Origin of the sequence: Streptococcus sp. oral taxon 431 (genome assembly GCF_023110115.1) — a bacterium.
Taxonomy (GTDB): Bacteria; Bacillota; Bacilli; order Lactobacillales; family Streptococcaceae; genus Streptococcus.
Window position 1 is genome coordinate 102,707 of record NZ_JALDVP010000003.1, and the last position, 25,939, is coordinate 128,645.

Consider the following 25,939-nt stretch of genomic DNA (forward strand, 5'->3'; position numbering starts at 1 on the left):
CGATAAACAAGACACAGAAAGGAGTCAGTGAGTGATTAAAATCTATGACACCATGTCTCGTGATTTGCGAGATTTTGTCCCAATTGAGGACGGCAAGGTCAAGATGTATGTCTGTGGGCCTACGGTATACAACTATATCCACGTGGGGAATGCACGATCGACGGTGGCTTTTGACACCATTCGTCGCTACTTTGAATATCGTGGCTACGAAGTTGCCTATATTTCCAATTTCACGGATGTGGATGATAAGATTATCAACCGTGCCAGGGAAGAAGGTATCACACCTCAAGAAGTAGCGGACAAGTACATCGCGGCCTTTCGTGAGGATGTGACGGCCTTGGGCGTGAAACCTGCGACTCGCCATCCACGTGTAGTAGAGTTTATGGCTGACATCATTCGTTTTGTGGAAGACTTGATTGAAAAAGGTTATGCCTATGAGAGCCAGGGGGATGTCTACTTCCGTGTGGAAAAATCTCACAACTATGCTAAGTTGGCTAATAAAACCCTGGAAGATTTGGAGTTGGGTGCTTCAGGTCGAACAGATGAAGAAACGGCACGTAAGGAAAATCCTGTGGACTTTGCCCTCTGGAAATCTGCCAAGCCAGGCGAGACTTCTTGGGACAGTCCTTGGGGACCTGGTCGTCCGGGCTGGCATATCGAGTGTTCGGTTATGTCGACAGAGATTTTAGGTGATACTATTGATATCCACGGTGGTGGAGCTGACCTAGAGTTTCCGCATCATACCAACGAAATTGCCCAGTCAGAAGCTAAAACAGGTAAGACTTTTGCCAACTACTGGATGCACAACGGCTTTGTCAATATCGACAATGTCAAGATGTCCAAGTCCTTGGGCAACTTTATTACTGTCCATGATGCCCTCAAAACCATCGATGGGCAAGTTCTTCGATTCTTCTTTGCCACTCAGCATTACCGTAAGCCAATCAACTTTACAGAAAAAGCAGTGCGGGATGCCGAGACCAATCTCAAGTATCTGAAAAATACCTATGAACAACCATTTACTGGGACTGTCGATGCTCAAGAGTTGCAAGACTTTAAAGATAAGTTTGTAGCGGCTATGGATGAGGACTTTAACTCTGCCAATGGTATCACAGTAGTCTTTGAAATGGCCAAATGGATCAACTCCGGCAACTATGATGCGAGTGTTAAGGAAGCTCTTGCGGCCATGTTAGAAGTCTTTGGTATTGTCTTTGTCGAGGAAGTTTTGGATGCAGAAATTGAAGCCTTAATCCAAAAACGTCAAGATGCGCGTGCTAATCGTGACTTTGCGACAGCAGACCAAATCCGTGACCAATTGGCTGCTCAAGGAATTAAGCTACTGGATACCAAGGATGGAGTGAGGTGGACACGTGATTGATGTCAATCTCATTAACGGGATTGCTCTAGCCTTTGAAGGAGATGCGGTGTATTCTATGTATATTCGCCGTCACCTCATCCTAAAAGGCATGACCAAGCCCAATAAACTCCACCAAGAGGCTACCAAGTATGTATCGGCCAAGGCTCAGGCACGCTTGATTTCCCTCATGCTGGAAGAAGAAGTCCTAACGGAAAAAGAAGAAGAAATCTACAAACGTGGTCGCAATACCAATAGCCATACCAAGGCAAAGAATGCAGATGTTGTCACCTACCGTATGTCTACGGGTTTTGAAGCTGTCATGGGTTATCTTCATATGACCGAAAATGTGGAGCGCCTTGAAACCTTGATTTCTTGGTGTATCCAAAAAGTGGAGGGCTAGGAAATGATTGCAAAAGAATTACTAGATTGGTTTCCACAAGCTCAAATCGTAGACCAGCCAATTGATAAGAAAGGTTTTCTTACGCTACCAGTTTCCTCGCAACAGTGGATTTTACTGGAGGAAGTTGGACTAAGTGAACGTGAGAAACAGTTGGTCGCCCTCTTAACTCAGCAGGAACAGACGATCTCGCTCAATCCTTGGTATAGTTATTTGATTGAGGGCAAGGGACAAGCACCGCAAAGTTTTAAAAAGCTACAAGTTGTCTATTGTCACCTTTCCTATTACCAACAGGAAAACTTGACTTCTTGGTTGGATATGATGAGAACCCTCTTTCCTAATTGCGAGACAGTGCTTCAGGTGGGAGCTCAGGATTACTTATTTGTTCTCCAACAGGACAAATATACTTCTGTTCGGTCTATCTTGATGGATACCTTGGAAGCCGTAGAGTACGACTTTGGTGTTCGCTTATCCATCATGCTGGGGCAGGTTTGGTCGCAAACAGGAAATCAGAGTTTGACAGATCTCATCAAAGCAGAACGTGACTTGTTCAAAAATTGGTGGCGTCAAGGTCATCAAGGATTCCACACGTTTTCTCAGCTCTACCTTTGGAGTATGGGTGAACAAATGGTGGATCTTGGTTTGATCAAAGATTATCTCCACCAGATGATTTTGGATCAGGATCAAATTCAGGAAATCATTCTCTCCTTATGGGAAAATAGTGCGGTCCTAACTAAAACAGCACAGCAGCTCTATCTACACCGCAATTCTCTCCAATACAAGATTGATAAATGGGAAGAATTGACAGGACTTCAGTTGAAAGAATTGACAGATTTGACCTTGTGTTATCAATTGATTTTACCAGATATTATTTAAAGTTTTGTGCAAGTTGCACAGAACTTTTTTATTTTTTTGGTCACCTTGCCATAGAAATGTAAAGCGTTTTCATTTATAATAAAACTATCAAAAATAAAAGGAGTTCACCGAAATGGTAGAATTAAATCTTAAAAACATTTACAAAAAATATCCAAACAGCGAGCACTATTCAGTTGAAGACTTCAACTTGGACATCAAAGACAAAGAATTTATCGTTTTCGTAGGACCTTCAGGATGTGGTAAATCAACTACTCTCCGTATGATTGCAGGTCTTGAAGATATCACAGAAGGTACTGCATCTATCGATGGCGTTGTTGTCAATGACGTAGCTCCAAAAGACCGTGACATCGCCATGGTATTCCAAAACTACGCTCTTTACCCACACATGACTGTATACGATAACATGGCTTTCGGTTTGAAATTGCGTAAATACAGCAAAGACGACATCGACAAACGTGTACAAGAAGCAGCAGAAATTCTTGGTTTGAAAGAATTCTTGGATCGTAAACCAGCTGACCTTTCAGGTGGTCAACGTCAACGTGTTGCCATGGGTCGTGCGATCGTCCGTGACGCTAAGGTATTCTTGATGGACGAACCTTTGTCAAACTTGGATGCAAAACTTCGTGTATCTATGCGTGCTGAAATCGCTAAAATCCACCGTCGTATCGGAGCTACAACTATCTACGTAACTCACGACCAAACAGAAGCGATGACACTTGCAGACCGTATCGTTATCATGTCAGCAACTAAAAACCCTGCTGGTACTGGTACTATCGGACGTGTTGAACAAATCGGTACTCCTCAAGAAGTTTACAAAAACCCAGTTAACAAATTCGTAGCAGGATTTATCGGAAGCCCAGCTATGAACTTCATCAACGTAAAATTGATCGGTGACCACATCGTTGGTGATGCCTTTAACTTGAAAGTTCCAGAAGGTGCTTTGAAAGTTCTTCGCGATAAAGGTTACGAAGGTAAAGAATTGATCTTCGGTATCCGTCCAGAAGACGTGAACGCAGAACCTGCTTTCCTTGAAACATTCCCAGAATCAGTTGTGAAAGCAACTATCTCTGTATCAGAATTGCTTGGTTCAGAATCTCACCTATACTGCCAAGTTGGTAAAGATGAATTCGTTGCTAAAGTTGACGCACGTGACTACTTGCAAGCTGGTGCGACTGTGGAACTTGGATTTGACTTGAATAAAGCTCACTTCTTTGACGTTGAAACTGAAAAGACAGTTTACTAAGATAGATTTGAATAAAACAACACTACTAGAGTTTTTCTAGTAGTGTTTTTTTATAAAGTTTAGAAACTCAGATAGAAGGAGACTTTACTAGTTTTCTTATTCACTAAAAAGTGTTAAAATGGTAGGAAGAACTGGAGAGTATGCATGCCAAAAGAAGTAATTTATTCTGGCGATGAAGTCGTCGCTTTAACGCAAAAATATTTATCGAAAGAAGATGTGGCTTTTGTCCATAAGGCCTTGGTTTATGCTGTAGAGTGCCATAGTGGCCAATATCGTAAATCAGGCGAGCCTTACATTATCCACCCTATCCAGGTAGCAGGTATCTTGGCTAAGCTCAAGTTGGACGCTGTCACTGTTGCCTGTGGTTTTTTGCATGACGTGGTAGAAGACACAGATGCTACTTTGGATGATTTAGAGCGCGAGTTTGGCCATGATGTTCGAGTGATTGTAGACGGTGTTACCAAGCTTGGTAAGGTCGAATACAAGTCTATAGAAGAGCAGTTGGCTGAGAATCACCGCAAGATGCTTATGGCCATGTCAGAGGATATTCGCGTTATCTTGGTAAAACTCTCTGACCGCCTGCACAATATGCGTACCCTTACTCATCTTCGTAAGGACAAGCAAGAACGTATTTCCCGAGAAACCATGGAAATCTACGCACCACTTGCTCACCGTCTGGGGATTTCAAGTGTTAAGTGGGAACTAGAGGATCTATCCTTCCGTTACCTCAATCCGACAGAGTTTTACAAGATAACTCATATGATGAAGGAGAAACGTCAAGAACGTGAAGCCTTGGTCGATGAAGTTGTGACGAAGCTTGAGGAGTATTCATCTGAGCGCAATCTTACAGGAAAAATCTATGGCCGTCCTAAGCATATCTACTCTATTTACCGTAAAATGCAGGACAAGAAAAAACGCTTTGAGGAAATCTATGACCTGATTGCCATTCGCTGTATCCTAGATACTCAGAGTGATGTCTATGCCATGTTAGGTTACGTTCATGAGCTATGGAAACCAATGCCAGGACGTTTTAAGGACTACATTGCCAATCGTAAGGCCAATGGGTACCAGTCTATCCATACGACTGTTTATGGACCAAAAGGACCAATTGAGTTCCAGATCCGTACCAAGGAAATGCACGAGGTTGCTGAGTACGGGGTTGCGGCTCACTGGGCCTACAAAAAAGGAATGAAAGGTCAAGTTAATAGTAAAGAATCTGCCATTGGGATGAACTGGATCAAGGAGATGATGGAACTCCAAGACCAGGCGGATGATGCCAAGGAATTTGTAGATACGGTCAAAGAAAACTATCTGGCAGAAGAGATTTATGTCTTTACTCCAGATGGGGCGGTTCGTTCTCTTCCAAAGGATTCGGGACCGATTGACTTTGCCTATGAGATTCATACCAAGATCGGGGAAAAAGCAACTGGTGCCAAGGTCAATGGCCGTATGGTTCCTTTGACTACCAAGCTGAAAACGGGTGACCAGGTTGAAATCATCACCAATCCAAATTCATTTGGACCGAGCCGTGACTGGCTCAATATGGTTAAGACCAGCAAAGCCCGTAACAAAATTCGTCAGTTCTTTAAAAACCAAGATAAAGAATTGTCCATCAATAAAGGCCGTGAAATGCTGATTAGTCAGCTCCAAGAAAACGGCTATGTGGCCAATAAATTTATGGACAAGCGCCACATGGATGAAGTTCTTCAAAAAACCAGCTACAAGACAGAAGAAGCTCTCTTTGCAGCCATTGGTTTTGGAGAAATCGGAGCCATCACTGTCTTTAACCGTTTGACGGAAAAAGAACGTCGTGAAGAAGAGCGTGCCAAGGCTAAGGCAGAAGCAGAAGAACTGGTCAAGGGTGGCGAAGTCAAAGTAGAGAACAAGGACACGCTTAAAGTGAAGCATGAGGGTGGTGTTGTCATCCAAGGTGCTTCTGGGCTCTTGGTCCGGATTGCCAAATGTTGTAACCCTGTTCCAGGTGATGATATCGTTGGTTATATTACCAAAGGTCGCGGAGTTGCCATCCACCGTGTGGACTGTATGAACCTTCGTTCACAGGAAAACTATGAGCAACGTCTGCTAGATGTTGAATGGGAAGACCAATTCTCAACCAAGGAATATATGGCTCATATCGACATCTATGGACTCAACCGTTCTGGTCTTTTGAATGATATCTTGCAAGTCCTATCCAATACAACTAAGAATATCTCAACGGTTAACGCCCAGCCAACCAAGGATATGAAATTTGCCAATATCCATGTATCCTTTGGAATTTCTAACCTTTCAATGTTGACAACTGTGGTTGATAAGATTAAGAGTGTACCAGAAGTCTACTCAGTCAAACGGACCAATGGTTAAGTATGATCGATACAGTCAGAAAGGATTTCTATGAAAATCATCGTTCAGCGAGTCAAGCAAGCTCAGGTTTCTATTGAGGGGCAGATTCATGCTCAAATCAAACAAGGTCTCTTGCTCCTAGTGGGTGTTGGACCTGAGGATCAGCAAGAGGATTTGGAGTATGCAGTCAGAAAGCTGGTCAATATGCGGATCTTTTCGGATGACGAAGGCAAGATGAACCTATCTGTTAAGGATATCCAAGGAGAAATTCTCTCCATCTCTCAATTCACTCTGTTTGCTGATACCAAAAAAGGCAATCGTCCAGCATTTACAGGTGCTGCCAAACCTGATATTGCTGAGGCCTTCTATCAAGATTTTAACAAGGAACTAGCCAAAGAGGTTCCTGTTGAAACAGGTGTCTTCGGAGCAGATATGCAGGTAGAACTGGTCAATGATGGGCCGGTAACTATCATCCTTGATACCAAAAATAGATAAGAAAAACCAAGCTTGTTAGCTTGGTTTTTTTGTGACGGATTTAGTTCATCTTTTCAACATAGAGCTGTTTGGCGATTTCTAGACTTACCAAGAGTTCTTCATTGTTGTGAATTAAAGTAAAGGTATTAGAGAAATCATCAAACTGTTGAACTTGGAGTTTGTCTCCGATATTGATGGCATGTTTTTCCAGATATTTTAGGAGATCAAAGCTATCGTGAACCCGAGTTAGGAGATAGGTTCCAGCTTCTTTGGTTTCTGATAGTGGTAGGTTGTTGATTTCAACCAAAAGCTCTCCTTTAGCAGGAATGGTACCACCGTGAGGGCAAGTTTTTGGGAAACCTAGCATACTTTCTAATCTCTCTACAAAAAAGTCTGAAACGGTATGTTCTAATACTTCAGCTTCCTCATGAATTTGGTCACTGGTATAGTCTAGATGGTGGACCAGAAAAACCTCAATCAGACGATGTTTACGATAAAGTTCTGATACAAGTGTTAGCCCAATATTGGTTAGCAAGTATCCTTTTTTCTTATCTTTTAAGATGAGATTTTCAGACTGCATGCGCTTAATCATTTCAGTTACAGCTGGAGGAGATACCTGCATTCGAGCAGCAATTTCCTTATTGGTAATCTTAGGAACATCCATGCCAATCTCATAAATACATTTTAAGTAGTCTTCTTTATTTGGTGTCATTCGCATTTCCTTGTTTATTATCTCCATCTAGTATACCAAAAAAGAGGCTGGGACAAAAGTCCTAGCCTCTCAATTGTCTTTGGATTGTCGAGCAAGACGCAGTGGTTGAGTGGACTCTACTACGCTGATTTCATCAGCTTTTATAGCCCTACTCAACTGTGCGGAGGTGGGACGACGAAATCGAATTCTAACGAATGACCGATTTCTGTCCCCCTCTCTATTGCTACAAGAGCTGGACTTAGTTGAGTTCTTTTGCAGTAGCAATAGCGGCTTCAAAATCTGGTTCGCTGTTGATATTGTCTACGTATTCAACGTAGCGGATGGTATTATCGGTATCGAGAACAAAAACTGCGCGTGCAAGCAGATGCCACTCATTGATTAAGAGGGCGTAATCGCGTCCAAAGGAGTGGTCGAAGTAGTCTGAAAGCATGATGGCATTCTCAATTCCTTCAGCACCACACCAGCGTTTTTGAGCAAATGGAAGGTCCATAGATACCGTTAGGACAACAGTGTTGTCTAAGCTAGCCAATTCTTGGTTAAAGCGACGAGTCTGTAGCGAGCAGATGCCTGTATCGATAGAAGGGATGACACTCAAAATCTTTTTCTTGCCTTCAAAGTCAGCCAGTGTCTTTTTAGAGAGGTCAGTCGTTGTGAGAGAGAAATCAAGTGCTTTGTCTCCGACTTGTAGTTGTTTTCCTGTAAACGTAACAGGGTTTCCAAGGAATGTAGTCATAAGCTACTCCAATCTTTTTTCTTTCATTTTACATTAAATGTTCAGACTCTTCCAATAATTTGACCGAAATTTAAATAGACAAAAAACGCCAATTCATGGTGACTGACGTTTTTTAATGGATTATTTTGACAAACCTTCAGAAATCTTGTCAAGGTTGTATTTCATCATGTTGTAGTAGCTGTCACCTTCTTTACCTTCTTCAGCAATTGAGTCAGTAAAGATTTGTGCGTAAATTGGAATATTTGTGTCTTGTGAAACAGTCTTCATTGGACGATCATCGACACTGGATTCAACAAATAGTGATGGAACTTTCATTTGGCGAAGTTTTTCAACCAAAGTCTTGATTTGGTCAGGTGTTCCTTCTTCTTCAGTATTGATTTCCCAGATGTAAGCACTTGGGACACCGTAAGCTTTAGAGAAGTATTTGAAGCATCCTTCGCTGGTTACGATGAGTTTCTTGTCCGCATCAATAGCGTTAAATTTCTCTTTGGCTTCCTTGTCAAGCTTGTCTAGTTTTTCAGTGTATTCTTTGAGATTCTTTTCGTAGAATTCCTTGTTGCTAGGGTCTTTGGCGATGAGTTGCTTAGCAATATTTTGAGCATAGATGATCCCATTTTCAAGATTGAGCCAAGCGTGTGGGTCTTCTTTCCCTTTTTCATTTTCCCCTTCTAGGTAGATGACATCAACGCCTTCACTAACTGCAAAGTAGTCTTTGTTTTCAGTTTTCTTAGCATTCTCAACTAATTTTGTAAACCAGGCATTTCCACCTGTTTCAAGGTTGATACCATTGTAGAAAATTAAGTCGGCTTGCGAAGTTTTCTTGACGTCTTCTGGTAGTGGCTCGTACTCGTGTGGATCTTGTCCTACAGGCACGATACTATGAAGATCAATCTTGTCTCCTGCGATATTTTTAGTAATATCAGCGATGATAGAGTTAGTTGCTACAACCTTTAGTTTTTGGTTTGTAGATGCTGTGTCTTTTTTTCCGCTAGCACAGGCAGCTAATCCAATGATAGCAAGAAAAAGAACAAGCAATGTACCTAATTTTTTCATTATATTCCTCCAGAGGGGCTCCCTCATTATTGTTTGATTTTTTTATTTTTCAGCTTCAGATAACGTTGTTTTGGTGCGATAAAGAAACTGATGAGAAAGAAACTTGCAGATGTCAGCACGATACTTGAACCTGCAGCCAGGTTAAAGCTATAACCGATAAAAAGTCCCAAGACAGAAGCTAGAGCTCCCAAGCCTGATGAAAGAAAAATCATGGTCTTTAGACTATTGGCGTAAAGATAAGCTGTCGCGGCTGGAGTAATCAGCATGGCTACGATAAGGATGGTTCCGACACTTTGCATAGCAGTCACTGACACCAAAGTCAAGAGTATCATGAGTAGATAGTGGTAGAAATTAACTGGCATGCCCATAGCTTTGGCTAGGAGTTCATCAAAGGATGTAATCAAGAGTTGCTTGAAGAAAATCCCGATAATCAATAGAATGAGAGCTCCCATACCGATGGTAATATACATGTCTATGTCTTGCACAGCTAAGATATTCCCAAAGAGAATATGGAAGAGGTCAGTCGAGCTTTTAGCCACACTAATCAAGATAATGCCCAGAGCCAATAAAGATGAAAAGGTAATCCCAATGGCAGTGTCACTCTTGATAATAGAGTTCCCCTTGATGTAGGTGATGATGACAGAGGCAAGCAGTCCAAAGATGATAGCACCAATAAAGAAGTCAATTCCTAAAATAAAAGAAAGAGCTACACCAGGTAAGACAGCGTGCGAGATAGCATCTCCCATAAGGGACATACCACGGAGAATGATAAAGCATCCGACCGCTCCAGCAACAATACCAATCACAACAGCTGTAATCAAGGCATTTTGGAGAAAGTGGAAGTTCTGCAATCCATCTATAAATTCTGCAATCATAGGTCACCTCCATTGAAAAAGAGTCGGTCACCATAAGCTTGTTTGAGATTGGCTTGGGTGAAGGTCTCCTTTGTTGGACCAAAGGCAATTAGCTCCTTGTTGAGAAGGAGTACCTGGTCAAAATAATGGGCAACCTTGCCGAGGTCATGGTGAACGATAAGGACAGTCTTGCCAGCTTTTTTAAGTTCTCTCAGCGTGTTCATGATGATCTCTTCACTGACAGAGTCAATCCCCACAAAGGGCTCGTCTAAGAGAATATAATCAGCATCTTGAACTAGACAACGGGCAATCAAGACACGCTGGAATTGGCCACCAGAGAGTTGACTAATCTGACGATCTGCGTAGTCAGAAAGTCCAACAATTTCTAGTGCTTCAGCCACCTTTTGCCAGTGGTTTGCTTTTAAAGTGTGAAAGAGTGGAATGGATGGATAGAGTCCCAGAGAGACACATTCTTTTACCTTGATAGGGAAGTTGTAGTCGATATGAATTTTTTGCTCGACATAGGCAACTTTCTTAAGAGATTTTTTCATTTCTTTATCTTCGATAAAAGCATGTCCTTCATGTGGGATAATGCCCAGCATACCTTTTAATAATGTTGATTTCCCGGCACCGTTTGGACCAATAATTCCGGTAATCGTTGGTCCTTGGAGCACTAGTGAAATATCCTTAAGTGCCAACGTTTCTTTGTAGGAGACACTGAGGTTTTCGATACGTATCATACAGTTGTATTCCTCCTGGATTTTAATATACCTTAATTTTATTTTTAAGTCAAGTTAATTTTGGTAAAAATTTAAAATATTAATGATGAAATCGATCAGTAAGAGACGGCATTTTTAATTGCATTCCCCAGGGATTTTTGCTAAGCTAAGAATAAGTGAAATTAGGAAAGCGAGAACAAGATGACACGTTATCAAGATGATTTTTATGATGCCATAAATGGTGAGTGGGAAAAGACTGCTGTTATTCCAGCAGATAAATCGAGAACAGGTGGTTTTATCGACCTTGACGAAGAAATTGAAGAGTTGATGCTAACGACAACCGACAAATGGTTGGCAGGTGAAGATGTGCCAGAAGATGCTATCCTAGCAAACTTTGTCAAGTACCATAGTATGGTCAGAGATTTTGACAAACGAGAAGCAGATGGAATCAAACCAGTCCTTCCTTTGCTTAAGGAATACCAAGATTTGAAAAGTTTTGCGGATTTTGCAAGTAAACTAGCAGCATTTGAATTAGCTGGTAAACCAAACTTCCTTCCATTTGGAGTATCACCAGACTTTATGGATGCTAGAACCAATGTTCTCTGGGCTAGTGCACCAGGAACTATCTTGCCTGATACAACCTACTATGCGGAAGACCATCCTCAGCGTGAGGAATTATTGAACCTTTGGAAAGAAAGTACTTCTAATCTTCTCAAAGCCTATAACTTCTCAGATGAAGAAATCGAAGATTTGCTAGAGAAACGATTGGAATTGGACCGCCGTATCTCAGCTGTCGTACTTTCAAACGAAGAGAGTTCAGAGTATGCCAAACTTTACCATCCTTATTCTTATGAAGATTTCAAAAAGTTTGCGCTTGCCCTACCTCTCGATGACTTCTTCCAAGCTGTGATTGGACAAACTCCAGATAAGGTTATCGTAGATGAAGAACGTTTCTGGCAAGCAGCAGAGCAATTTTATAGTGAGGAAGCTTGGCCTTTACTCAAGGCAAGCTTGATCTTGAGTGTGGTCAATCTTTCGACTAGTTATCTGACAGATGAGATTCGTATCTTGTCAGGTGCCTACGGACGAGCTCTTTCAGGAGTTCCAGAGGCTCAAGACAAACGCAAGGCAGCTTACCACTTAGCTCAAGGACCTTTTAAACAAGCTCTCGGCCTTTGGTATGCCCACGAAAAATTCTCTCCAGAAGCCAAGGCGGACGTAGAGAAAAAAGTGGCGACCATGATTGACGTTTATAAGGAACGTTTGGCTAAAAATGACTGGCTGACTCCTGAAACTCGAGAAAAAGCCATCGTCAAACTTAATGTCATCAAACCTTATATCGGTTATCCAGAAGAGCTACCAGCTCGCTATAAGGACAAGGTAGTGGATGAATCTGCTAGCCTCTTTGAGAATGCCCTAGCCTTTGCGCGTGTAGAAATTAAGCACAGCTGGAGCAAGTGGAATCAGCCGGTTGACTACAAGGAGTGGGGAATGCCTGCTCATATGGTCAATGCCTACTACAATCCACAAAAGAACTTGATTGTCTTCCCAGCTGCTATCTTACAGGCACCATTCTATGACTTGCATCAGTCATCTTCTGCCAACTATGGTGGTATTGGTGCGGTTATTGCCCATGAAATTTCTCACGCCTTTGATACTAATGGAGCTTCCTTTGATGAAAATGGAAGTCTCAAGGATTGGTGGACAGAGAGCGACTACGCAGCCTTTAAAGAAAAAACACAGAAGGTTATCGACCAGTTTGATGGTCAAGAATCTTACGGTGCAAAAATCAATGGGAAACTAACCGTGTCCGAAAACGTTGCCGACCTTGGAGGAATCGCTGCAGCGCTAGAAGCTGCTAAGAGAGAGCCAGATTTCTCAGCTGAAGAGTTCTTCCATAACTTTGCACGTATCTGGCGTATGAAAGGTCGCCCAGAGTTGATGAAACTCATGGCTAGCGTCGACGTACACGCTCCGGCTAAACTCCGTGTTAACGTCCAAGTGCCAAACTTTGATGACTTCTTTACAACCTATGATGTCAAAGAAGGCGACGGCATGTGGCGTTCACCAGAAGACCGTGTGATTATTTGGTAATCAAAAAACCAAGGATGTTTGTCCTTGGTTTTTATGTTTTAGAAAAATGGATTGAAAGTTTTTTCGTGCGCGATGGTTGTAGCCGGACCGTGTCCTGGATAGACATCGTAGTTTGGGAGAGTAAAAAGCTGGGTTTGGACACTATGAAGGAGTTGTTCCATACTACCAGTTGGCAAATCTGTCCGACCAATGGTTTCTCGGAAAAGGGCATCTCCCGTTAAGACCAAGTGTCCATCTGGGAAAACCAATGAAACTCCACCGATAGAGTGGCCTGGCGTTGGTAAGACTGTAAAGCGGAATTCTTCAATCTGGTATTCTTCATGAAAGACAAAGGTGTGTTCAGCTGGTTTGCAGATGACATCTGCCATATCGTCATGTCGAGGGAGACCTGAAAGGTTGTCAACAGGGGTATAGAGCCAAGAAGCTTCACTTTCTGCCACATAGACTGGAGGATTTCCATAAGTATCTCTGACCAAGTCAAGACTCATAATATGGTCGTAGTGAGTGTGGGTCAGAAGAATGACACAGACCGGTTTGTTGATGGTTTCGATAGTCTTTCGAATGGCCTCCCAATGGCTACCAGGATCGACTACAATCAGGTGTTGCTCCCCTTCAAGATAATAAGTATTTTCATAGGCGATAGGATTCACAGTTTTATGGATTTTCATAGGATTTCCTCTTTCAAAGATTTACAGTTTCTAGTATAACACAGAAGAATAAAATAAGGAATCAACAAGAAAGTCCCTCCATAAAGGAAGGGACTTTTAACTTTTTAAAAATGATTTTTCCAGGCTTGGAAGCGTGCATCCAGTAGGAGTTGTGTCAGGTTTTTTAAGATTTCAACTTGCTCGGGCTCTAGTGTCTGGGCTTGAGAAACAAGTTGTCGAACATGGTCGATAGCATTTCTAGAAGATAAATCGTTGATGGAAGTGATTCCAGATTCTAGGATGGTTCCGAAAAAGAGATCAAAATAGAGCTCGAGTTCTTCATCGGGCACACTGTCCACCCATTCTTTAAGAGCGTCTTTGATTTGTAGACTTTCGCTACTAATTTCCTCTAGTTGGACAAAGTGGTGTCCTTCAGTTAGCCAGCTGAAAGTATTGTGTTGAGCGATTCCACCGAGAGCCGTAGATTTGACAACGGTAGGAGTATCAGGAACTTCTAGCATCATGCCGATGACAGAACCTTGTGGGACATAACGGTGAAATTTAGGGATAACATCTTGATAACCAGTCGTTTCTGTCAGATGAGCCTGCAAACCAGGAGCATCGTAGGTATAAACTGCTGATATCTTTTCCTGCAATTCAGGCTGGATTTGACTTGCAGCATAGACGGCTAGATTTCCACCTTTAGAATGCCCAGCAAGAAGTACTTTTTGTTTTGGATATTGTTTAAAGAAATCTTCCAAGTATTCAAGAGCATCCTTTTGGGCAGGGATTTCCTTCATATAGGTCATATGGAAATCTTCCTTCCAGCCAATAATACTGTCGTCTGTTCCACGAAAGACAATCAGATAAGTATCTAGGTTCAGACGATAGGTCATAGCAGCGAACTGTTTCTGTTGCTTAGTGTCAATCTCGTTTACAAAGTTAGAGAGTTTGCAATTTCTAAAACGTTTGTGTTGGGCAAGCTGGTCCAAAAGTTGCAGACGTTCTTTATTGGTCAACATGGTACTTTCTCGCGGAACACCTGTTGCGACATTGCTTAAACGATTGACAGGCTGGTCCAATAAGTCATCAAAAGGAAGATAAGTCAGCTCTGTCAAAGCAAGTACATCCAGTTCATTTAAGGGAAGATCATAAAAAGAATCGTATTGAACATCGGTTAGATAGTCAAAAATATTGGCCATGAGAATTCCTTTCTTAACTTTTATCATATCAGATTTGCATCAATTTCGCTAGTAGTCAGAAGAATTTTGCTATAATATAAAAAAAGGAGGAGCAGATGCATAAGATTTTACTAGTAGAAGATGATCCAGTAATCCGTCAGCAAGTTGGGAAAATGCTCTCTGAATGGGGTTTTGAAGTAGTCATGGTAGAAGACTTTATGGAAGTTCTGACGCTATTTGTTCAGTCTGAGCCTCATCTGGTCCTGATGGATATTGGATTGCCTCTCTTTAATGGTTATCATTGGTGTCAGGAAATTCGCAAGATTTCCAAAGTTCCTATTATGTTTCTGTCTTCAAGAGACCAGGCTATGGACATCGTGATGGCTATTAATATGGGAGCTGACGATTTTGTAACCAAGCCTTTTGACCAGCAGGTCCTTTTAGCCAAGGTACAAGGATTATTGCGCCGTTCCTATGAATTTGGACGAGATGAGAGTCTCCTAGAGTATGCAGGAGTTATCCTCAATACCAAGTCTATGGATGTGCATGTCAATGGCAAAGCTATCAGCCTAACCAAGAATGAATTTCAGATTTTGAGGGTTTTATTTGAGCATGCAGGAAATATCGTAGCGCGTGATGATTTGATGCGGGAACTCTGGAACAGTGACTTTTTTATCGATGACAATACCTTATCTGTTAATGTCGCTCGCTTGCGCAAGAAACTAGAGGAAGAAGGTTTGATTGGTTTTATCGAAACCAAGAAAGGGATAGGGTATGGATTGAAACATGCTTGATATTAAAAGTTTTTTTCTAGCTTATATCCGTTCGCGTAGCCGTTTTTTTGCTTTTATTCTATCGCTTACAGGTTTGCTTTTTCTCTTTGAAATCTTGTTTGATAAGCAAGGGCCCTACTTTAACTATTTCTTCTTTCTATCTACATTTTTGACATTTTTGTTTTTGGTATTTGATTTCTTGATAGAATTGCAACGTTATCGTAAGGAATTGCTCTATGGCGAAAGAAAAGCTAAGTCACCAATGGAAGTCCTTCTAACTGAAAAATTAGAGAAAAGCGAATCTGAACTCTATCAAAAGAAATCAGATGCTGAAAACCGCTATAATGATTTGGTGGACTACTATACACTCTGGGTTCATCAGATAAAAACACCAATTGCAGCCAGTAAACTCCTAGTGAGTGAGGTGGAGGATCGCCAACTGAAGCAACAGTTGGAGCAGGAAATTTTTAAGATTGATTCCTATACCAATCTCGTACTCCAATATCTGCGCTTAGAAAGTTTCCATGATGATTTGGTGTTGAAGAAAGAAAATATAGAAGATCTGGTCAAGGAAGTCATTCGCAAATATGCCATTTTCTTTATCCAGAAAGGTCTAAGTGTCGATCTGCATGACTTGGATAGAAGGATTGTGACGGATAAAAAATGGCTGTTGGTAGTCATTGAACAAATCCTATCAAATAGTCTCAAGTACACAAATGAAGGTGGGGTTGAAATCTACATGGAAGGTTCAGACCTTTGCATCAAAGATACTGGGATTGGTATAAAAAACAGTGATCGGTTGCGAGTCTTTGAACGTGGTTTTTCAGGATATAATGGGCGAATGACCCAGCAGTCATCTGGACTTGGGCTCTATCTAACCCAGAAAATCAGCCAAGAATTAGGACATCAGATTCAAATAGAATCCGAACTTGGGCAAGGAACAACGGTGAGAATTAAGTTCTCTGAAGTGAATCTACTGATTGAATGAAAAGAATTGTGAAGAGGCTGGGACAAAAGTCCTAGCCTCTCAATTGTCTTTGGATTGTCGAGCAAGACGCAGTGGTTGAGTGGACTCTACTACGCTGATTTCATCAGCTTTTACAGCCCTACTCAACTGTGCGGAGGTGGGACGACGAAATCGAATTCTAACGAATTACCGATTTCTGTCCCACTCTCTTCTTTAGACCTTGATATGGTGAGAAAAAAGGCTCCAATCAGATAATACTCTTCGAAAATCAAATTCAAACCACGTCAGCTTCGCCTTGCCGTACTCAAGTACAGCCTGCGGCTAGCTTCCTAGTTTGCTCTTTGATTTTCATTGAGTATAAAATAGTTTAATCTTACAAAAATGTAAGATTAAAGTCCTCTTTTGTAAGGTTATGTTATGGCAAGTCCTCTTTTTTTGGAGTAAACTTAGAGCATAAAGAAAAAGGAGAGGAACCATGAAAACAATTTTACAAAAGAAACAAACAAGTAAGCCAAGTCCGAAGGATATCGAGCGAGTTCAAATCGGCATCGAAATGATGCAAGCTCAGTTTCAATTAATGGGATATTAAAAAGGAGAAGTTAAAATGACACTATTAGATGTAAAACACGTTCAAAAGATTTATAAAACTCGCTTTCAAGGCAACCAAGTAGAAGCTCTGAAAGATATTCACTTTACCGTTGAAAAAGGCGACTACGTTGCTATTATGGGTGAGTCTGGATCTGGTAAATCTACTCTACTCAATATTCTGGCTATGCTTGACAAGCCAACGCGTGGGCAGGTCTTCCTAAACGGAACTGACACAGCTACCATTAAAAATTCTGAAGCATCAAGCTTCCGTCGTGAAAAGTTAGGCTTTGTATTCCAAGACTTCAATTTGTTAGATACGCTTTCTGTTAAAGACAATATCTTACTCCCTTTGGTATTGTCTAGAAAGCCTATTACAGAAATGATGAAAAAATTGGTCGTGACGGCCGAAAATCTTGGCATCAATCAATTGCAGGAGAAGTACCCTTATGAAATCTCTGGAGGGCAAAAACAAAGGGTAGCAGTTGCACGGGCTATCATCACAGAACCAGAAATTCTTCTTGCGGATGAGCCAACAGGTGCCCTAGACTCTAAATCATCTGCAGCCCTCCTTGATATCTTTGATCAGATCAACGAGCAAGGGCAAACCATTCTCATGGTGACCCACTCAACAGCTGCAGCAAGTCGTGCAAAACGTGTTCTTTTCATCAAGGACGGTATTCTCTATAATCAAATCTACCGTGGTGAAAAGACGGATCGTCAGATGTTCCAAGAAATCTCTGACACCTTGACTGTTATGGCAAGTGAGGTGAACTAGTATGTTTCGATTAACCAATAAGTTGGCCATATCCAACTTAATCAAAAACCGCAAACTCTATTATCCTTTTGCTCTGTCTGTCATTTTGGCAGTCACAATTAGCTATCTCTTTTATTCCCTAGCCTTTAATCCTAAAATTGTGGATTTGCGTGGTGCGTCTGCTATACAATTTACCCTACAACTAGGGCTTGTCGTTGTGACACTTGCATCTGCCATTATTGTTCTTTATGCCAACAGTTTTGTCATGAAAAATCGCTCAAAAGAACTGGGTGTATATGGCATGTTGGGATTAGAAAAACGCCATTTAATTGGTATGACTTTTAAGGAACTCTTGATATTTGGGCTAGTAACAGTCACTGCTGGGATTGGAATTGGTGCCCTCTTTGATAATTTGATTTTCGCTTTGCTACTTAAACTTGCAAAGATGAAGGTAGAGTTAGTTGCAACTTTCCAATGGTCCGTAGTGCTTTCAATCCTTCTGGTATTCGGTTTTATCTTTTTAGTCATCGTTTTCCTGAACGCTGTACGCATTATCCGTATGGATGCTCTCCAGCTTTCTAGAGAAAAAGCGAAGGGTGAGAAGAAGGGGCGTTTCCTAGTTCTTCAGACACTTGTAGGGCTAATAGCTCTAGGAAGTGGCTACTACCTAGCACTAAGCGTAACAGATGCTTTCAAAGCTGTCGCTACTTTCTTTATTGCGGTTATGTTAGTTATTGTAGGGACCTATCTCTTATTCAATGCTGGTATTACAGTTTTCTTACAGTTGCTCAAGAAAAATAAGAGATATTACTACCAACCTAACAACCTCATCTCTGTTTCTAACCTTATCTTTCGTATGAAGAAAAATGCGGTCGGATTAGCAACCATTGCCATCCTTTCAACCATGGTTTTAATCACTATGTCTGCAGCTACTAGTATCTACAACGGATCTGAGAATATGAAAAAACTCATGTATCCTCACGATTTTGATGTTAAGGGACAACATGTAGAAGTTGAAGATTTAGACAAGCTTTTGACTCAATACGCTAGTGAAAAGAACCTAACCGTCAGCAATAAGGACGTCCTCAATTATGCAAGTTTCGGTCTTTCGAGTCAAGAGGGGACCAAATTAACCATCTTTGAAAAAGGGCAAAACAATGTCATGCCTAAGACAGTCTTCCTGGTTTTTGATCAAAAAGATTATGAAAAAATGACTGAACAAAAGCTAAACCTTACTGGTAACGAAGTAGGACTTTGGGCTCGAAACGACCAACTTAAAGGACAGAAAGCATTTAGTCTGAACAATCAGAACTATACGATCAAGGAAGCAATCCAGCAGGATTTTATTGCCAATCATGTTTCTAATCCCTATGTACTATTGGTATCGGATTATAACTATCTTGTAGTAGCTGATATTCAAAGTTTTTTGGAACAGTACCAGGATTCAGCTGTATACACACAGCTCTACGGTGGTATGGATGTAACAGCTAGTCTAGAGGAACAGTTAAAGCTATCTGATGATTTTGAGGAGTTTGTAAATAATTTTAGTCATAATCTCAAAAATGAAGACGGCATGGTTTATGGTGGAGGCACTGCAAGTGACGCAATTGCCCAAATGAATGCTCTCTTTGGAGGAGTTCTCTTTATTGGTATTTTCCTCTCTATCATCTTTATGATTGGAACTGTACTCGTTATCTACTATAAACAAATCTCAGAAGGTTATGAGGATCGTGAACGCTTTGTCATCCTACAAAAAGTGGGCTTGGATCAAAAACAAATCAAACAAACCATTAACAAGCAGGTCTTGACTGTTTTCTTCCTCCCTGTAATCTTTGCTTTCCTACACTTGGCTTTTGCCTATCATATGTTAAGTTTGATTCTTAAGGTCATTGGGGTAGTAGATACAGCTATGATGTTAAGTGTAACACTTTCTATTTGTGGTATCTTTGCCCTCATCTACGTACTTATCTTTATGATTACTTCAAGAAGCTATCGTAGAATTGTTCAAATGTAAAAACAGAAACATCAAAAAAGAGAGTGGGACAGAAATCCTAGCCTCTCAATTGTCTTTGGATTGTCGAGTAAGACGCAGTGGTTGAGTGGGCTCTACTACGCTGATTTCATCAGCTTTTACAGCCCTACTCAACTGTGCGGAGGTGGGACGACGAAATCGAATTCTAACGAATTAACGATTTCTGTCCCACTCTCTTTTTAGCTAGCTAGGATTTTGTACCAGGTTTTATCTCTTATTTCTCAACACGTGATTTGTTGGCGATATCAGCTAGAATTGCTGCTACAAACTCATCATGTTTAAACATTAAAACGGTATCTACTTTCAGAGGAGATATCGTTTTTCTTCTTCGGATAAGGATACAAAAATTTCTTCCTTTCTCTATCTTTTAAATTAATTGATTTCTTCAGAGAAAGACTGTAAAATTTTTGATATAATGTTAAGAAGGGACTGATTCAAGACAGTCATATCTGGTCTTTCTTCCAGTCATTTTTCAAACAATATCAGTTGATAATCAGCTTAAATCAGATCTATCAGTTTGTCTATCTTTCTCTGATGGAGATCATGTCCTATCTTCACTTTGATTATTGGAAAAAACGGCTCGGTCAGGAGCTAGTATGAATAAGGAGAACAAATGAGACGTTTAAAAATGTTATGGCATATTATACAGGTTACGGGTTTTACTCGGTTTGCTCTGAGTTTTGTGACCTTTGTTTTTGGGTCAGGAGGCGTGCTTTTCCTAGTTGAACCTGCTATCACAAATTACGGAGACGGTCTTTGGTATGCTTTTGTGACTTCGACGACTGTCGGCTACGGGGATCTCCTAGCTGTGACCTTGATTGGAAGGATTACCAGTGTCTTCTTGACGATTTATGGGCTCATATTTTTTGGCTGTTTATCAGCTGTTATTATTAATTATTATACCGATTTAAATAAGGAAAGAGGAGAGGACAAATGACTGCCAATTATTCAACACGGGAATACCGTGAGAAATTATACGATGACCTTCATGTTCGATTGAGAGATACAGCGATTTTGATGTGTGCAATTTTTATTGCCTCTATCGGTCTAAATATGAATTCAACAGCTGTTATTATTGGAGCCATGTTAATTTCACCTCTCATGACACCGATTGTTGGACTGGGATTCGGTTTAGCTATTTTTGATACGCGTTTAATCAAGCAATCTCTAGAGGTTTTATTGACTCAAGTGTTGGTCAGTTTGCTTGTCTCGACTCTGTATTTCTGGATTTCTCCCTTGTCTTATGCAAGTAGCGAGTTGATCGCACGAACCTCTCCAACCATTTGGGATGTTCTCATTGCTATTGCTGGTGGGATTGCTGGTGTGATCGGTTCAAGGAAAAAAGAAGCAAACAATATCGTGCCAGGAGTAGCCATTGCTACAGCTTTGATGCCGCCTATCTGTACTGCTGGCTATGGTTTAGCTAATGGGAATGTACGATTTTTATTGGGGGCTCTCTATCTTTTCTTGATCAACTGTGTCTTTATCATGCTAGCCAACATTGTTGGAACAAGAATTTTGATGAGAAAATCTCCTTTAACTTCATTTAAAGAGCTGAGCATTAAAATGAGAATTGGGTTGATATCCTTGATTGTATTGTTGATTCTTCCAGCTAGCTATTCGGCAGTTACTCTGACAATAGAACAAGCGCGCAAAGAAGGGATCAAACAGTTTGTAGGAAAAGAGTTCGCCAATTATACGGTTATTAATCAAGTCTACAAGTCAAGTAACAATGAATTGGTCTTGACGGTTGTTGGAGATCCGATTTCAGAAGAAGAATTAGAAACACTCCACCAAAAACAAGCCTCTTACGGTATTCAATCTGTTCAATTGAAAGTCAAGCAATTCAACAATTCGACAAAATTAGACAGTGAGACGATTAAGGAATTTTACGAAAACATTGACAAGTATATCGATCAAAAACTCTCTGAAAAAGATTCACAAGATGACATCGTAAAAGAAATTGAGGCAGACAAGGACTGAGGATAGTCAACTTATCTAACTCATGGAAGCAAATCTTGGGAGGATATCCTATATCCAAAAGTTAATGGATAGAAAGGATTGTTGATGAGAATACTATTTGTGGTGGTTTGACCAATCACTACTAGCTCAGCTTAATCAAAATATAAAAAAGCAACAACTATTTCAGTTGTTGCTTTTTCTTACTGAAAAATGTTTCTCAGACTGTGATCGTTTTATTTCTCAACACGAGATTTGTTGGCGATATCAGCTAGGATAGCTGCTACAAACTCTTCTACTGACACAGTGTTCGTTTCTTTTTGTCCATAGCGACGAACGTTGACAGTTCCGTCTTCCATTTCCTTGTCACCAACGATCAATTGGTAAGGGATCTTGCTAGTTTGTGATGCACGGATCTTGAATTGCATTTTCTCATTACGTTCATCCACATCAGCACGGACACCACGGTCACGGAGTTTCTTCGCTACTTCCCAAGCGTAGTCTACGTGTTTTTCGTTAGAAACTGGGATAAGGGTTACTTGGTGTGGTGCAAGCCATGTTGGGAAGGCACCTTTGTAGTTTTCAATCAAGATCGCTGTAAAGCGTTCCATAGTTGAGATAACCCCACGGTGGATCATAACTGGACGATGCTCTTCACCATCAGCTCCGATGTATTTAAGGTCGAAGCGTTCTGGAAGCAAGAAGTCAAGCTGAATCGTAGAAAGAGTTTCTTCTTTTCCAAGGGCAGTCTTAACCTGGATATCCAATTTTGGTCCGTAGAAGGCTGCTTCGCCTTCAGCTTCAAAGTAGTCAACACCCATCTCATCAAGGGCAGCACGAAGCATGGTTTGGGCATTTTCCCACATTTCATCGTTATCAAAGTACTTGTGAGTATCTTGAGGGTCACGAAGAGAGAGGCGGAAACGGTACTCGTTTAGGTTGAAGTCTTCATAAACATCGATAATCAACTGAAGAGCACGTTGGAATTCTTCTTGGATTTGTTCTGGAGTCACAAAGAGGTGACCGTCGTTCAGAGACATTTCACGCACACGTTGAAGACCAGTGAGGGCACCAGATTTTTCGTAACGGTGCATCATTCCGATTTCAGCGATACGGATTGGCAATTCACGGTATGAGTGAACATGGTGTTTAAAGACTTGAATGTGGTGTGGGCAGTTCATTGGGCGAAGGACAAATTCTTCCCCATCTCCCATATCCATAGTTGGGAACATGTCCTCTTGGTAGTGATCCCAGTGACCAGAAGTCTTGTAAAGCTCTACAGAAGCAAGTGGTGGAGTGTAAACGTGTTGATAGCCAGAAGCCAATTCTTTATCGACGATGTAGCGTTCTAACTCACGACGGATTGTCGCACCATTTGGCAACCAGAATGGTAGACCTTGACCAACTTCTTGAGAAATCATGAAGAGGTCAAGCTCTTTACCAAGTTTACGGTGGTCACGTTCTTTGGCTTCTTCACGCATTTGAAGGTAGTTTTTCAAGTCTTTCTTGTCGAACCAAGCTGTACCGTAAATACGTTGCATCATAGCATTGTCGCTATTTCCACGCCAGTAAGCACCAGCTACATGGAGAAGGTGGAAGATTTGGATGCGACCTGTTGAAGGGACGTGTGGGCCACGGCAAAGGTCCACGTATTCACCTTGACGGTAGATGGTCAAGCCACCCTCGTCTTCTGAGTGTTCCTCAATCAATTCCAACTTGTAAGGGTCGTTTTTGAAGATTTCACGGGCTTCATCTTTTGTTACTTCTTCACGAATAGATGGGAAGTTTTCTTTAACGATTTTTTGCATTTCTTCTTCGATACGAGGAAGGTCTTCGTTAGAGATTTGACCAGCTTGGTTATCAGTATCGTAGTAGAAACCATCTTCGATAGCTGGACCAACACCCAAGTGAATGTCTGGGAAGAGACGACGAGCGGCTTGAGCGAACAAGTGGGCTGCTGAGTGACGCAAGATGTCAAGAGCGTCTTCGTGATCAGGTGTCACGATTTCAATGCTTCCATCTTCAGTGATCGCACGAGTAGTGTCGATGAGTTTGCCGTTGAATTTACCAGCAAGAGCTTTTTTAGCTAGAGAATTGCTGATTGATTGAGCAATTTCAAAAGTTGTAACGCCAGATTCGAATTCACGAACAGCGCCATCTGGGAAAGTAATTTTGATCATGGTTTTCTCCTTAAAAATTTATCGTATTTTAGAATAGAGGTTTGAAGAAATAGGAAATTGTTATTTGCACAGAATGATGATAATTGAATATCTATACTAGCCTTACTTTAGAGTTTTCATTCTAAAAATAAAGAAAAGTGTCGAAATGAATAGATATGATACCAAGGAAAGGATTAAAGACATATATTGTTCATCAGTCATCTCGCCAGTCATATATATCATAATTGGATAGCTTCTGAGAGCATTGAACAAGTAAATACCAGTAGTAAGACTTAAAAGATATCCTGATATAACGAGTCTCTTTTTCTTAAAAAACATTAAGATACCGAGAAAAGGAGCAAGAAATGGTATAAGAGGAACAAATGCAAAAAATGAAAAGACAACAATGTACTCCAAGCCCCATAGACTAAGAGTTTTCATTAGCCACACATAAACTATAAGGAAGGTACAGGAAATTACCCAGGGCAATGCTTTCTTCATATCAACCTCCATATTCAATTTATGTTTATATTCTATCCTAAGCCAGTAATAATAGTTCTCCAAACAAAAAGCGACATCCTAAAAAGGACGTCGCAACGTGGTTCCACCTTCATTTATGTTCCTCAAAAAAGAGGGACACCTCTGATTGGCTCTAACGTGGCCACCGTTTTATGTTTGCATAAAAGTCAGTAGAGTAGTATCAGTTTAGTCTTCCTATGCGTTCTCAGCAACCACGCACTCTCTGGTAGAAAGGGGCTAAGTGACTTGTCTCTATGCATTATTATAGCATGATTGTGAGATTTTTCAAGGATTTTGTGAAAGTTTTTTCCTTTTCAGTTTTTGCACTAGATTCTTAATAGCGGCACCGACAGCCATACCCGCGAGGGCAAAGATTTCATAGGCTAGGAAGTAGAGAAAGATAAATTCTCCGAAAGTAATGATGGTAAAGCAAAAGAGCAAGCCAACTCCAATTAACCACCAAACTGAGAACTTGAAACGATAAGAGTAGAATAGTGATACTATGAAAGTCACTAGTGGAGAGAAGATAATAACGTTGCCGATGGTGAGCTCCTTCAAGATATAGTTTTTAGTAATAGTCCATAATAACAGCTCATAAAGTGGCCAATAAAAGAAAAATATGACCAAATAGTAGGGGAGGTAACGATAGTATTTACGCATGGTAATCACCTCTCTTTTCAAGATGTCTACTTAGATATCCTTCCTATAACTATTATAGCACATTTGAGGTATGGATAGTAAATCAGTTGACAAAGAACTTAGTTATTGGTAGAATAAGAAATGTCGTAAAGACAAATAACTTCTTCTTGGTTACAGGCATGCCAACCTGTCACTCGGATGAAGCCAAATAAAAAGGAGAAACATCATGGCAATCTCAAAAGAGAAAAAAAATGAAATCATTGCACAATATGCACGTCACGAAGGTGATACAGGTTCAGTAGAGGTTCAAGTTGCTGTCCTTACTTGGGAAATCAACCACCTTAACGAACACATCAAACAACACAAAAAAGACCACGCTACTTACCGTGGATTGATGAAGAAAATCGGTCGCCGTCGTAACTTGCTTGCATACTTGCGTAAAAACGACGTTAACCGTTACCGTGAGTTGATCAACTCTCTTGGACTTCGTCGTTAATTCAAGATACAAAGGCCGTCAAAAGCACAAAGCAAAAATAGGAAAATTGACGAAGAAACTTCAGTTTCTAGGAGATTTTATCTTTTTTGCCAAGTGCTTAGGCCGTGTTCAATTGAGCACATCTTGAAAATAAGGCTACTCAACTAGAGTAGCCTTATTTTTGTCACCTTACCTCGATATACTCAAGTATAATCTTTGGTTACGGTTCCTAGCACTGTAAGGTAAAGTAAACCAGAATGATCTCCCTTCGGGGAGATTTTTTGTTTCACTAAGATTTAATCCCGAGCTCAAATCAGCTCTCTGACTTCAGGGGGCTTTTTATTTTTTGCCAAGTGCTTAGGCCGTGTTCAATTGAGCACATCTTGAAAATAAGGCT

General features: G+C 40.9%; 24 protein-coding genes. 14 read left to right on the top strand and 10 right to left on the bottom strand.

Translation table 11 applies throughout. From position 1 onward, the window contains the following. Positions 1-31 precede the first annotated feature (31 nt). From cysS to dtd, 6 genes are all read left to right on the top strand, one after another. Positions 32-1,375 carry a cysteine--tRNA ligase gene (gene cysS / locus M1F91_RS05670; protein ID WP_247912960.1) on the top strand — a complete coding sequence of 448 codons (1,344 nt, stop codon included), beginning with the start codon at positions 32-34 and terminating at the stop codon, positions 1,373-1,375. After that, positions 1,368-1,754 (top strand): Mini-ribonuclease 3, encoded by a 387-nt coding sequence (locus M1F91_RS05675; RefSeq protein WP_004251273.1) that lies wholly within the window; start codon positions 1,368-1,370, stop codon positions 1,752-1,754. The genes cysS and M1F91_RS05675 overlap by 8 nt, the downstream gene beginning before the upstream one ends. 3 nt (positions 1,755-1,757) lie before the next feature. After that, positions 1,758-2,627, top strand: a complete 870-nt coding sequence (locus tag M1F91_RS05680; protein ID WP_247912961.1) for a PucR family transcriptional regulator — start codon at positions 1,758-1,760, stop codon at positions 2,625-2,627. 112 nt (positions 2,628-2,739) lie between these two features. Continuing rightward, positions 2,740-3,870, top strand: a complete 1,131-nt coding sequence (gene ugpC, locus M1F91_RS05685) for a sn-glycerol-3-phosphate ABC transporter ATP-binding protein UgpC (RefSeq protein ID WP_074324849.1) — start codon at positions 2,740-2,742, stop codon at positions 3,868-3,870. A 144-nt stretch (positions 3,871-4,014) separates the two neighbouring features. Next, positions 4,015-6,231 carry a bifunctional (p)ppGpp synthetase/guanosine-3',5'-bis(diphosphate) 3'-pyrophosphohydrolase gene (locus M1F91_RS05690; RefSeq protein ID WP_247912962.1) on the top strand — a complete coding sequence of 739 codons (2,217 nt, stop codon included), beginning with the start codon at positions 4,015-4,017 and terminating at the stop codon, positions 6,229-6,231. A gap of 30 nt (positions 6,232-6,261) precedes the next feature. Then, positions 6,262-6,705 carry a D-aminoacyl-tRNA deacylase gene (gene dtd / locus M1F91_RS05695; protein WP_225750111.1) on the top strand — a complete coding sequence of 148 codons (444 nt, stop codon included), beginning with the start codon at positions 6,262-6,264 and terminating at the stop codon, positions 6,703-6,705. A gap of 40 nt (positions 6,706-6,745) precedes the next feature. On the opposite strand, the gene M1F91_RS05700 is transcribed toward dtd, so the two are convergent. The 5 genes from M1F91_RS05700 to M1F91_RS05720 all read right to left on the bottom strand — a co-directional run bounded on the left by M1F91_RS05700 (position 6,746) and on the right by M1F91_RS05720 (position 10,776). After that, a complete protein-coding gene (locus M1F91_RS05700) occupies positions 6,746-7,396 on the bottom strand; it encodes a metal-dependent transcriptional regulator (protein ID WP_070677619.1) in 651 nt (216 codons plus the stop codon). 238 nt (positions 7,397-7,634) lie between these two features. Then, positions 7,635-8,129, bottom strand: coding sequence for a thiol peroxidase (tpx, locus tag M1F91_RS05705; protein ID WP_247912963.1), 495 nt, complete (start codon positions 8,127-8,129; stop codon positions 7,635-7,637). 120 nt (positions 8,130-8,249) lie between these two features. Next, entirely contained in the window at positions 8,250-9,182 is a 933-nt protein-coding gene (locus tag M1F91_RS05710; RefSeq protein WP_075567913.1) for a metal ABC transporter substrate-binding protein, read from the bottom strand. Between the two features lie 26 nt (positions 9,183-9,208). After that, positions 9,209-10,057 carry a metal ABC transporter permease gene (locus tag M1F91_RS05715; RefSeq protein WP_004251242.1) on the bottom strand — a complete coding sequence of 283 codons (849 nt, stop codon included), beginning with the start codon at positions 10,055-10,057 and terminating at the stop codon, positions 9,209-9,211. Further along, entirely contained in the window at positions 10,054-10,776 is a 723-nt protein-coding gene (locus tag M1F91_RS05720) for a metal ABC transporter ATP-binding protein (RefSeq protein ID WP_006152594.1), read from the bottom strand. Before M1F91_RS05720 ends, M1F91_RS05715 begins: the two co-directional genes overlap by 4 nt. Positions 10,777-10,956: 180 nt before the next feature. On the opposite strand from M1F91_RS05720, the gene M1F91_RS05725 reads away from it, so the two are divergent. After that, entirely contained in the window at positions 10,957-12,849 is a 1,893-nt protein-coding gene (locus tag M1F91_RS05725) for a M13 family metallopeptidase (protein ID WP_247912964.1), read from the top strand. Between the two features lie 38 nt (positions 12,850-12,887). On the opposite strand, the gene M1F91_RS05730 is transcribed toward M1F91_RS05725, so the two are convergent. Beyond that, a complete protein-coding gene (locus tag M1F91_RS05730; RefSeq protein WP_247912965.1) occupies positions 12,888-13,517 on the bottom strand; it encodes an MBL fold metallo-hydrolase in 630 nt (209 codons plus the stop codon). A 104-nt stretch (positions 13,518-13,621) separates the two neighbouring features. Continuing rightward, the gene (locus M1F91_RS05735; protein WP_247913023.1) at positions 13,622-14,698 is read right to left on the bottom strand and encodes a DUF2974 domain-containing protein; all 1,077 of its coding nucleotides are present in this window, start codon (positions 14,696-14,698) and stop codon (positions 13,622-13,624) included. Between the two features lie 95 nt (positions 14,699-14,793). On the opposite strand from M1F91_RS05735, the gene M1F91_RS05740 reads away from it, so the two are divergent. From M1F91_RS05740 to M1F91_RS05765, 6 genes are all read left to right on the top strand, one after another. Then, complete coding sequence (locus M1F91_RS05740; protein ID WP_000548968.1) at positions 14,794-15,471, top strand: response regulator transcription factor; 678 nt, start codon at positions 14,794-14,796, stop codon at positions 15,469-15,471. After that, positions 15,464-16,438, top strand: a complete 975-nt coding sequence (locus tag M1F91_RS05745) for an ATP-binding protein (protein WP_247912966.1) — start codon at positions 15,464-15,466, stop codon at positions 16,436-16,438. The genes M1F91_RS05740 and M1F91_RS05745 overlap by 8 nt, the downstream gene beginning before the upstream one ends. 583 nt (positions 16,439-17,021) lie before the next feature. Further along, positions 17,022-17,780, top strand: coding sequence for an ABC transporter ATP-binding protein (locus M1F91_RS05750; protein WP_006152604.1), 759 nt, complete (start codon positions 17,022-17,024; stop codon positions 17,778-17,780). A 1-nt stretch (position 17,781) separates the two neighbouring features. Then, positions 17,782-19,773 carry an ABC transporter permease gene (locus M1F91_RS05755; protein WP_247912967.1) on the top strand — a complete coding sequence of 664 codons (1,992 nt, stop codon included), beginning with the start codon at positions 17,782-17,784 and terminating at the stop codon, positions 19,771-19,773. 631 nt (positions 19,774-20,404) lie between these two features. Continuing rightward, positions 20,405-20,728, top strand: a complete 324-nt coding sequence (locus tag M1F91_RS05760; protein ID WP_001253404.1) for a potassium channel family protein — start codon at positions 20,405-20,407, stop codon at positions 20,726-20,728. Beyond that, complete coding sequence (locus M1F91_RS05765) at positions 20,725-21,774, top strand: DUF389 domain-containing protein (protein ID WP_247912968.1); 1,050 nt, start codon at positions 20,725-20,727, stop codon at positions 21,772-21,774. Before M1F91_RS05760 ends, M1F91_RS05765 begins: the two co-directional genes overlap by 4 nt. Positions 21,775-21,986: 212 nt before the next feature. On the opposite strand, the gene thrS is transcribed toward M1F91_RS05765, so the two are convergent. From thrS to M1F91_RS05780, 3 genes are all read right to left on the bottom strand, one after another. Further along, a complete protein-coding gene (gene thrS / locus M1F91_RS05770) occupies positions 21,987-23,930 on the bottom strand; it encodes a threonine--tRNA ligase (protein ID WP_247912969.1) in 1,944 nt (647 codons plus the stop codon). A gap of 102 nt (positions 23,931-24,032) precedes the next feature. Beyond that, positions 24,033-24,422: a hypothetical protein gene (locus M1F91_RS05775; protein ID WP_247912970.1), complete on the bottom strand. Its 390-nt coding sequence runs from the start codon at positions 24,420-24,422 to the stop codon at positions 24,033-24,035. Between the two features lie 291 nt (positions 24,423-24,713). Next, positions 24,714-25,088 carry a hypothetical protein gene (locus tag M1F91_RS05780; protein WP_247912971.1) on the bottom strand — a complete coding sequence of 125 codons (375 nt, stop codon included), beginning with the start codon at positions 25,086-25,088 and terminating at the stop codon, positions 24,714-24,716. 205 nt (positions 25,089-25,293) lie between these two features. Here M1F91_RS05780 and rpsO point away from each other — a divergent pair, with 205 nt between their 5' ends. Further along, entirely contained in the window at positions 25,294-25,563 is a 270-nt protein-coding gene (gene rpsO / locus M1F91_RS05785) for a 30S ribosomal protein S15 (protein WP_001018251.1), read from the top strand. The last annotated feature ends 376 nt before the right edge of the window (positions 25,564-25,939 follow it).

What these genes read in the sequence shown, in the direction of transcription:
- M1F91_RS05745 (WP_247912966.1), top strand. Translation starts at nt 15,464, where the DNA reads ATGCTTGATATTAAAAGTTTTTTTCTAGCTTATATCCGTTCGCGTAGC.
- M1F91_RS05755 (WP_247912967.1), top strand. Translation starts at nt 17,782, where the DNA reads ATGTTTCGATTAACCAATAAGTTGGCCATATCCAACTTAATCAAAAAC.
- M1F91_RS05750 (WP_006152604.1), top strand. Translation starts at nt 17,022, where the DNA reads ATGACACTATTAGATGTAAAACACGTTCAAAAGATTTATAAAACTCGC.
- M1F91_RS05740 (WP_000548968.1), top strand. Translation starts at nt 14,794, where the DNA reads ATGCATAAGATTTTACTAGTAGAAGATGATCCAGTAATCCGTCAGCAA.
- M1F91_RS05780 (WP_247912971.1), bottom strand. Translation starts at nt 25,088, where the DNA reads ATGCGTAAATACTATCGTTACCTCCCCTACTATTTGGTCATATTTTTC.
- M1F91_RS05775 (WP_247912970.1), bottom strand. Translation starts at nt 24,422, where the DNA reads ATGGAGGTTGATATGAAGAAAGCATTGCCCTGGGTAATTTCCTGTACC.
- M1F91_RS05730 (WP_247912965.1), bottom strand. Translation starts at nt 13,517, where the DNA reads ATGAAAATCCATAAAACTGTGAATCCTATCGCCTATGAAAATACTTAT.
- M1F91_RS05735 (WP_247913023.1), bottom strand. Translation starts at nt 14,698, where the DNA reads ATGGCCAATATTTTTGACTATCTAACCGATGTTCAATACGATTCTTTT.
- M1F91_RS05725 (WP_247912964.1), top strand. Translation starts at nt 10,957, where the DNA reads ATGACACGTTATCAAGATGATTTTTATGATGCCATAAATGGTGAGTGG.
- M1F91_RS05690 (WP_247912962.1), top strand. Translation starts at nt 4,015, where the DNA reads ATGCCAAAAGAAGTAATTTATTCTGGCGATGAAGTCGTCGCTTTAACG.
- rpsO (WP_001018251.1), top strand. Translation starts at nt 25,294, where the DNA reads ATGGCAATCTCAAAAGAGAAAAAAAATGAAATCATTGCACAATATGCA.
- dtd (WP_225750111.1), top strand. Translation starts at nt 6,262, where the DNA reads ATGAAAATCATCGTTCAGCGAGTCAAGCAAGCTCAGGTTTCTATTGAG.
- tpx (WP_247912963.1), bottom strand. Translation starts at nt 8,129, where the DNA reads ATGACTACATTCCTTGGAAACCCTGTTACGTTTACAGGAAAACAACTA.
- M1F91_RS05680 (WP_247912961.1), top strand. Translation starts at nt 1,758, where the DNA reads ATGATTGCAAAAGAATTACTAGATTGGTTTCCACAAGCTCAAATCGTA.
- M1F91_RS05710 (WP_075567913.1), bottom strand. Translation starts at nt 9,182, where the DNA reads ATGAAAAAATTAGGTACATTGCTTGTTCTTTTTCTTGCTATCATTGGA.
- M1F91_RS05715 (WP_004251242.1), bottom strand. Translation starts at nt 10,057, where the DNA reads ATGATTGCAGAATTTATAGATGGATTGCAGAACTTCCACTTTCTCCAA.
- ugpC (WP_074324849.1), top strand. Translation starts at nt 2,740, where the DNA reads ATGGTAGAATTAAATCTTAAAAACATTTACAAAAAATATCCAAACAGC.
- M1F91_RS05700 (WP_070677619.1), bottom strand. Translation starts at nt 7,396, where the DNA reads ATGACACCAAATAAAGAAGACTACTTAAAATGTATTTATGAGATTGGC.
- M1F91_RS05760 (WP_001253404.1), top strand. Translation starts at nt 20,405, where the DNA reads ATGAGACGTTTAAAAATGTTATGGCATATTATACAGGTTACGGGTTTT.
- thrS (WP_247912969.1), bottom strand. Translation starts at nt 23,930, where the DNA reads ATGATCAAAATTACTTTCCCAGATGGCGCTGTTCGTGAATTCGAATCT.
- M1F91_RS05720 (WP_006152594.1), bottom strand. Translation starts at nt 10,776, where the DNA reads ATGATACGTATCGAAAACCTCAGTGTCTCCTACAAAGAAACGTTGGCA.
- M1F91_RS05765 (WP_247912968.1), top strand. Translation starts at nt 20,725, where the DNA reads ATGACTGCCAATTATTCAACACGGGAATACCGTGAGAAATTATACGAT.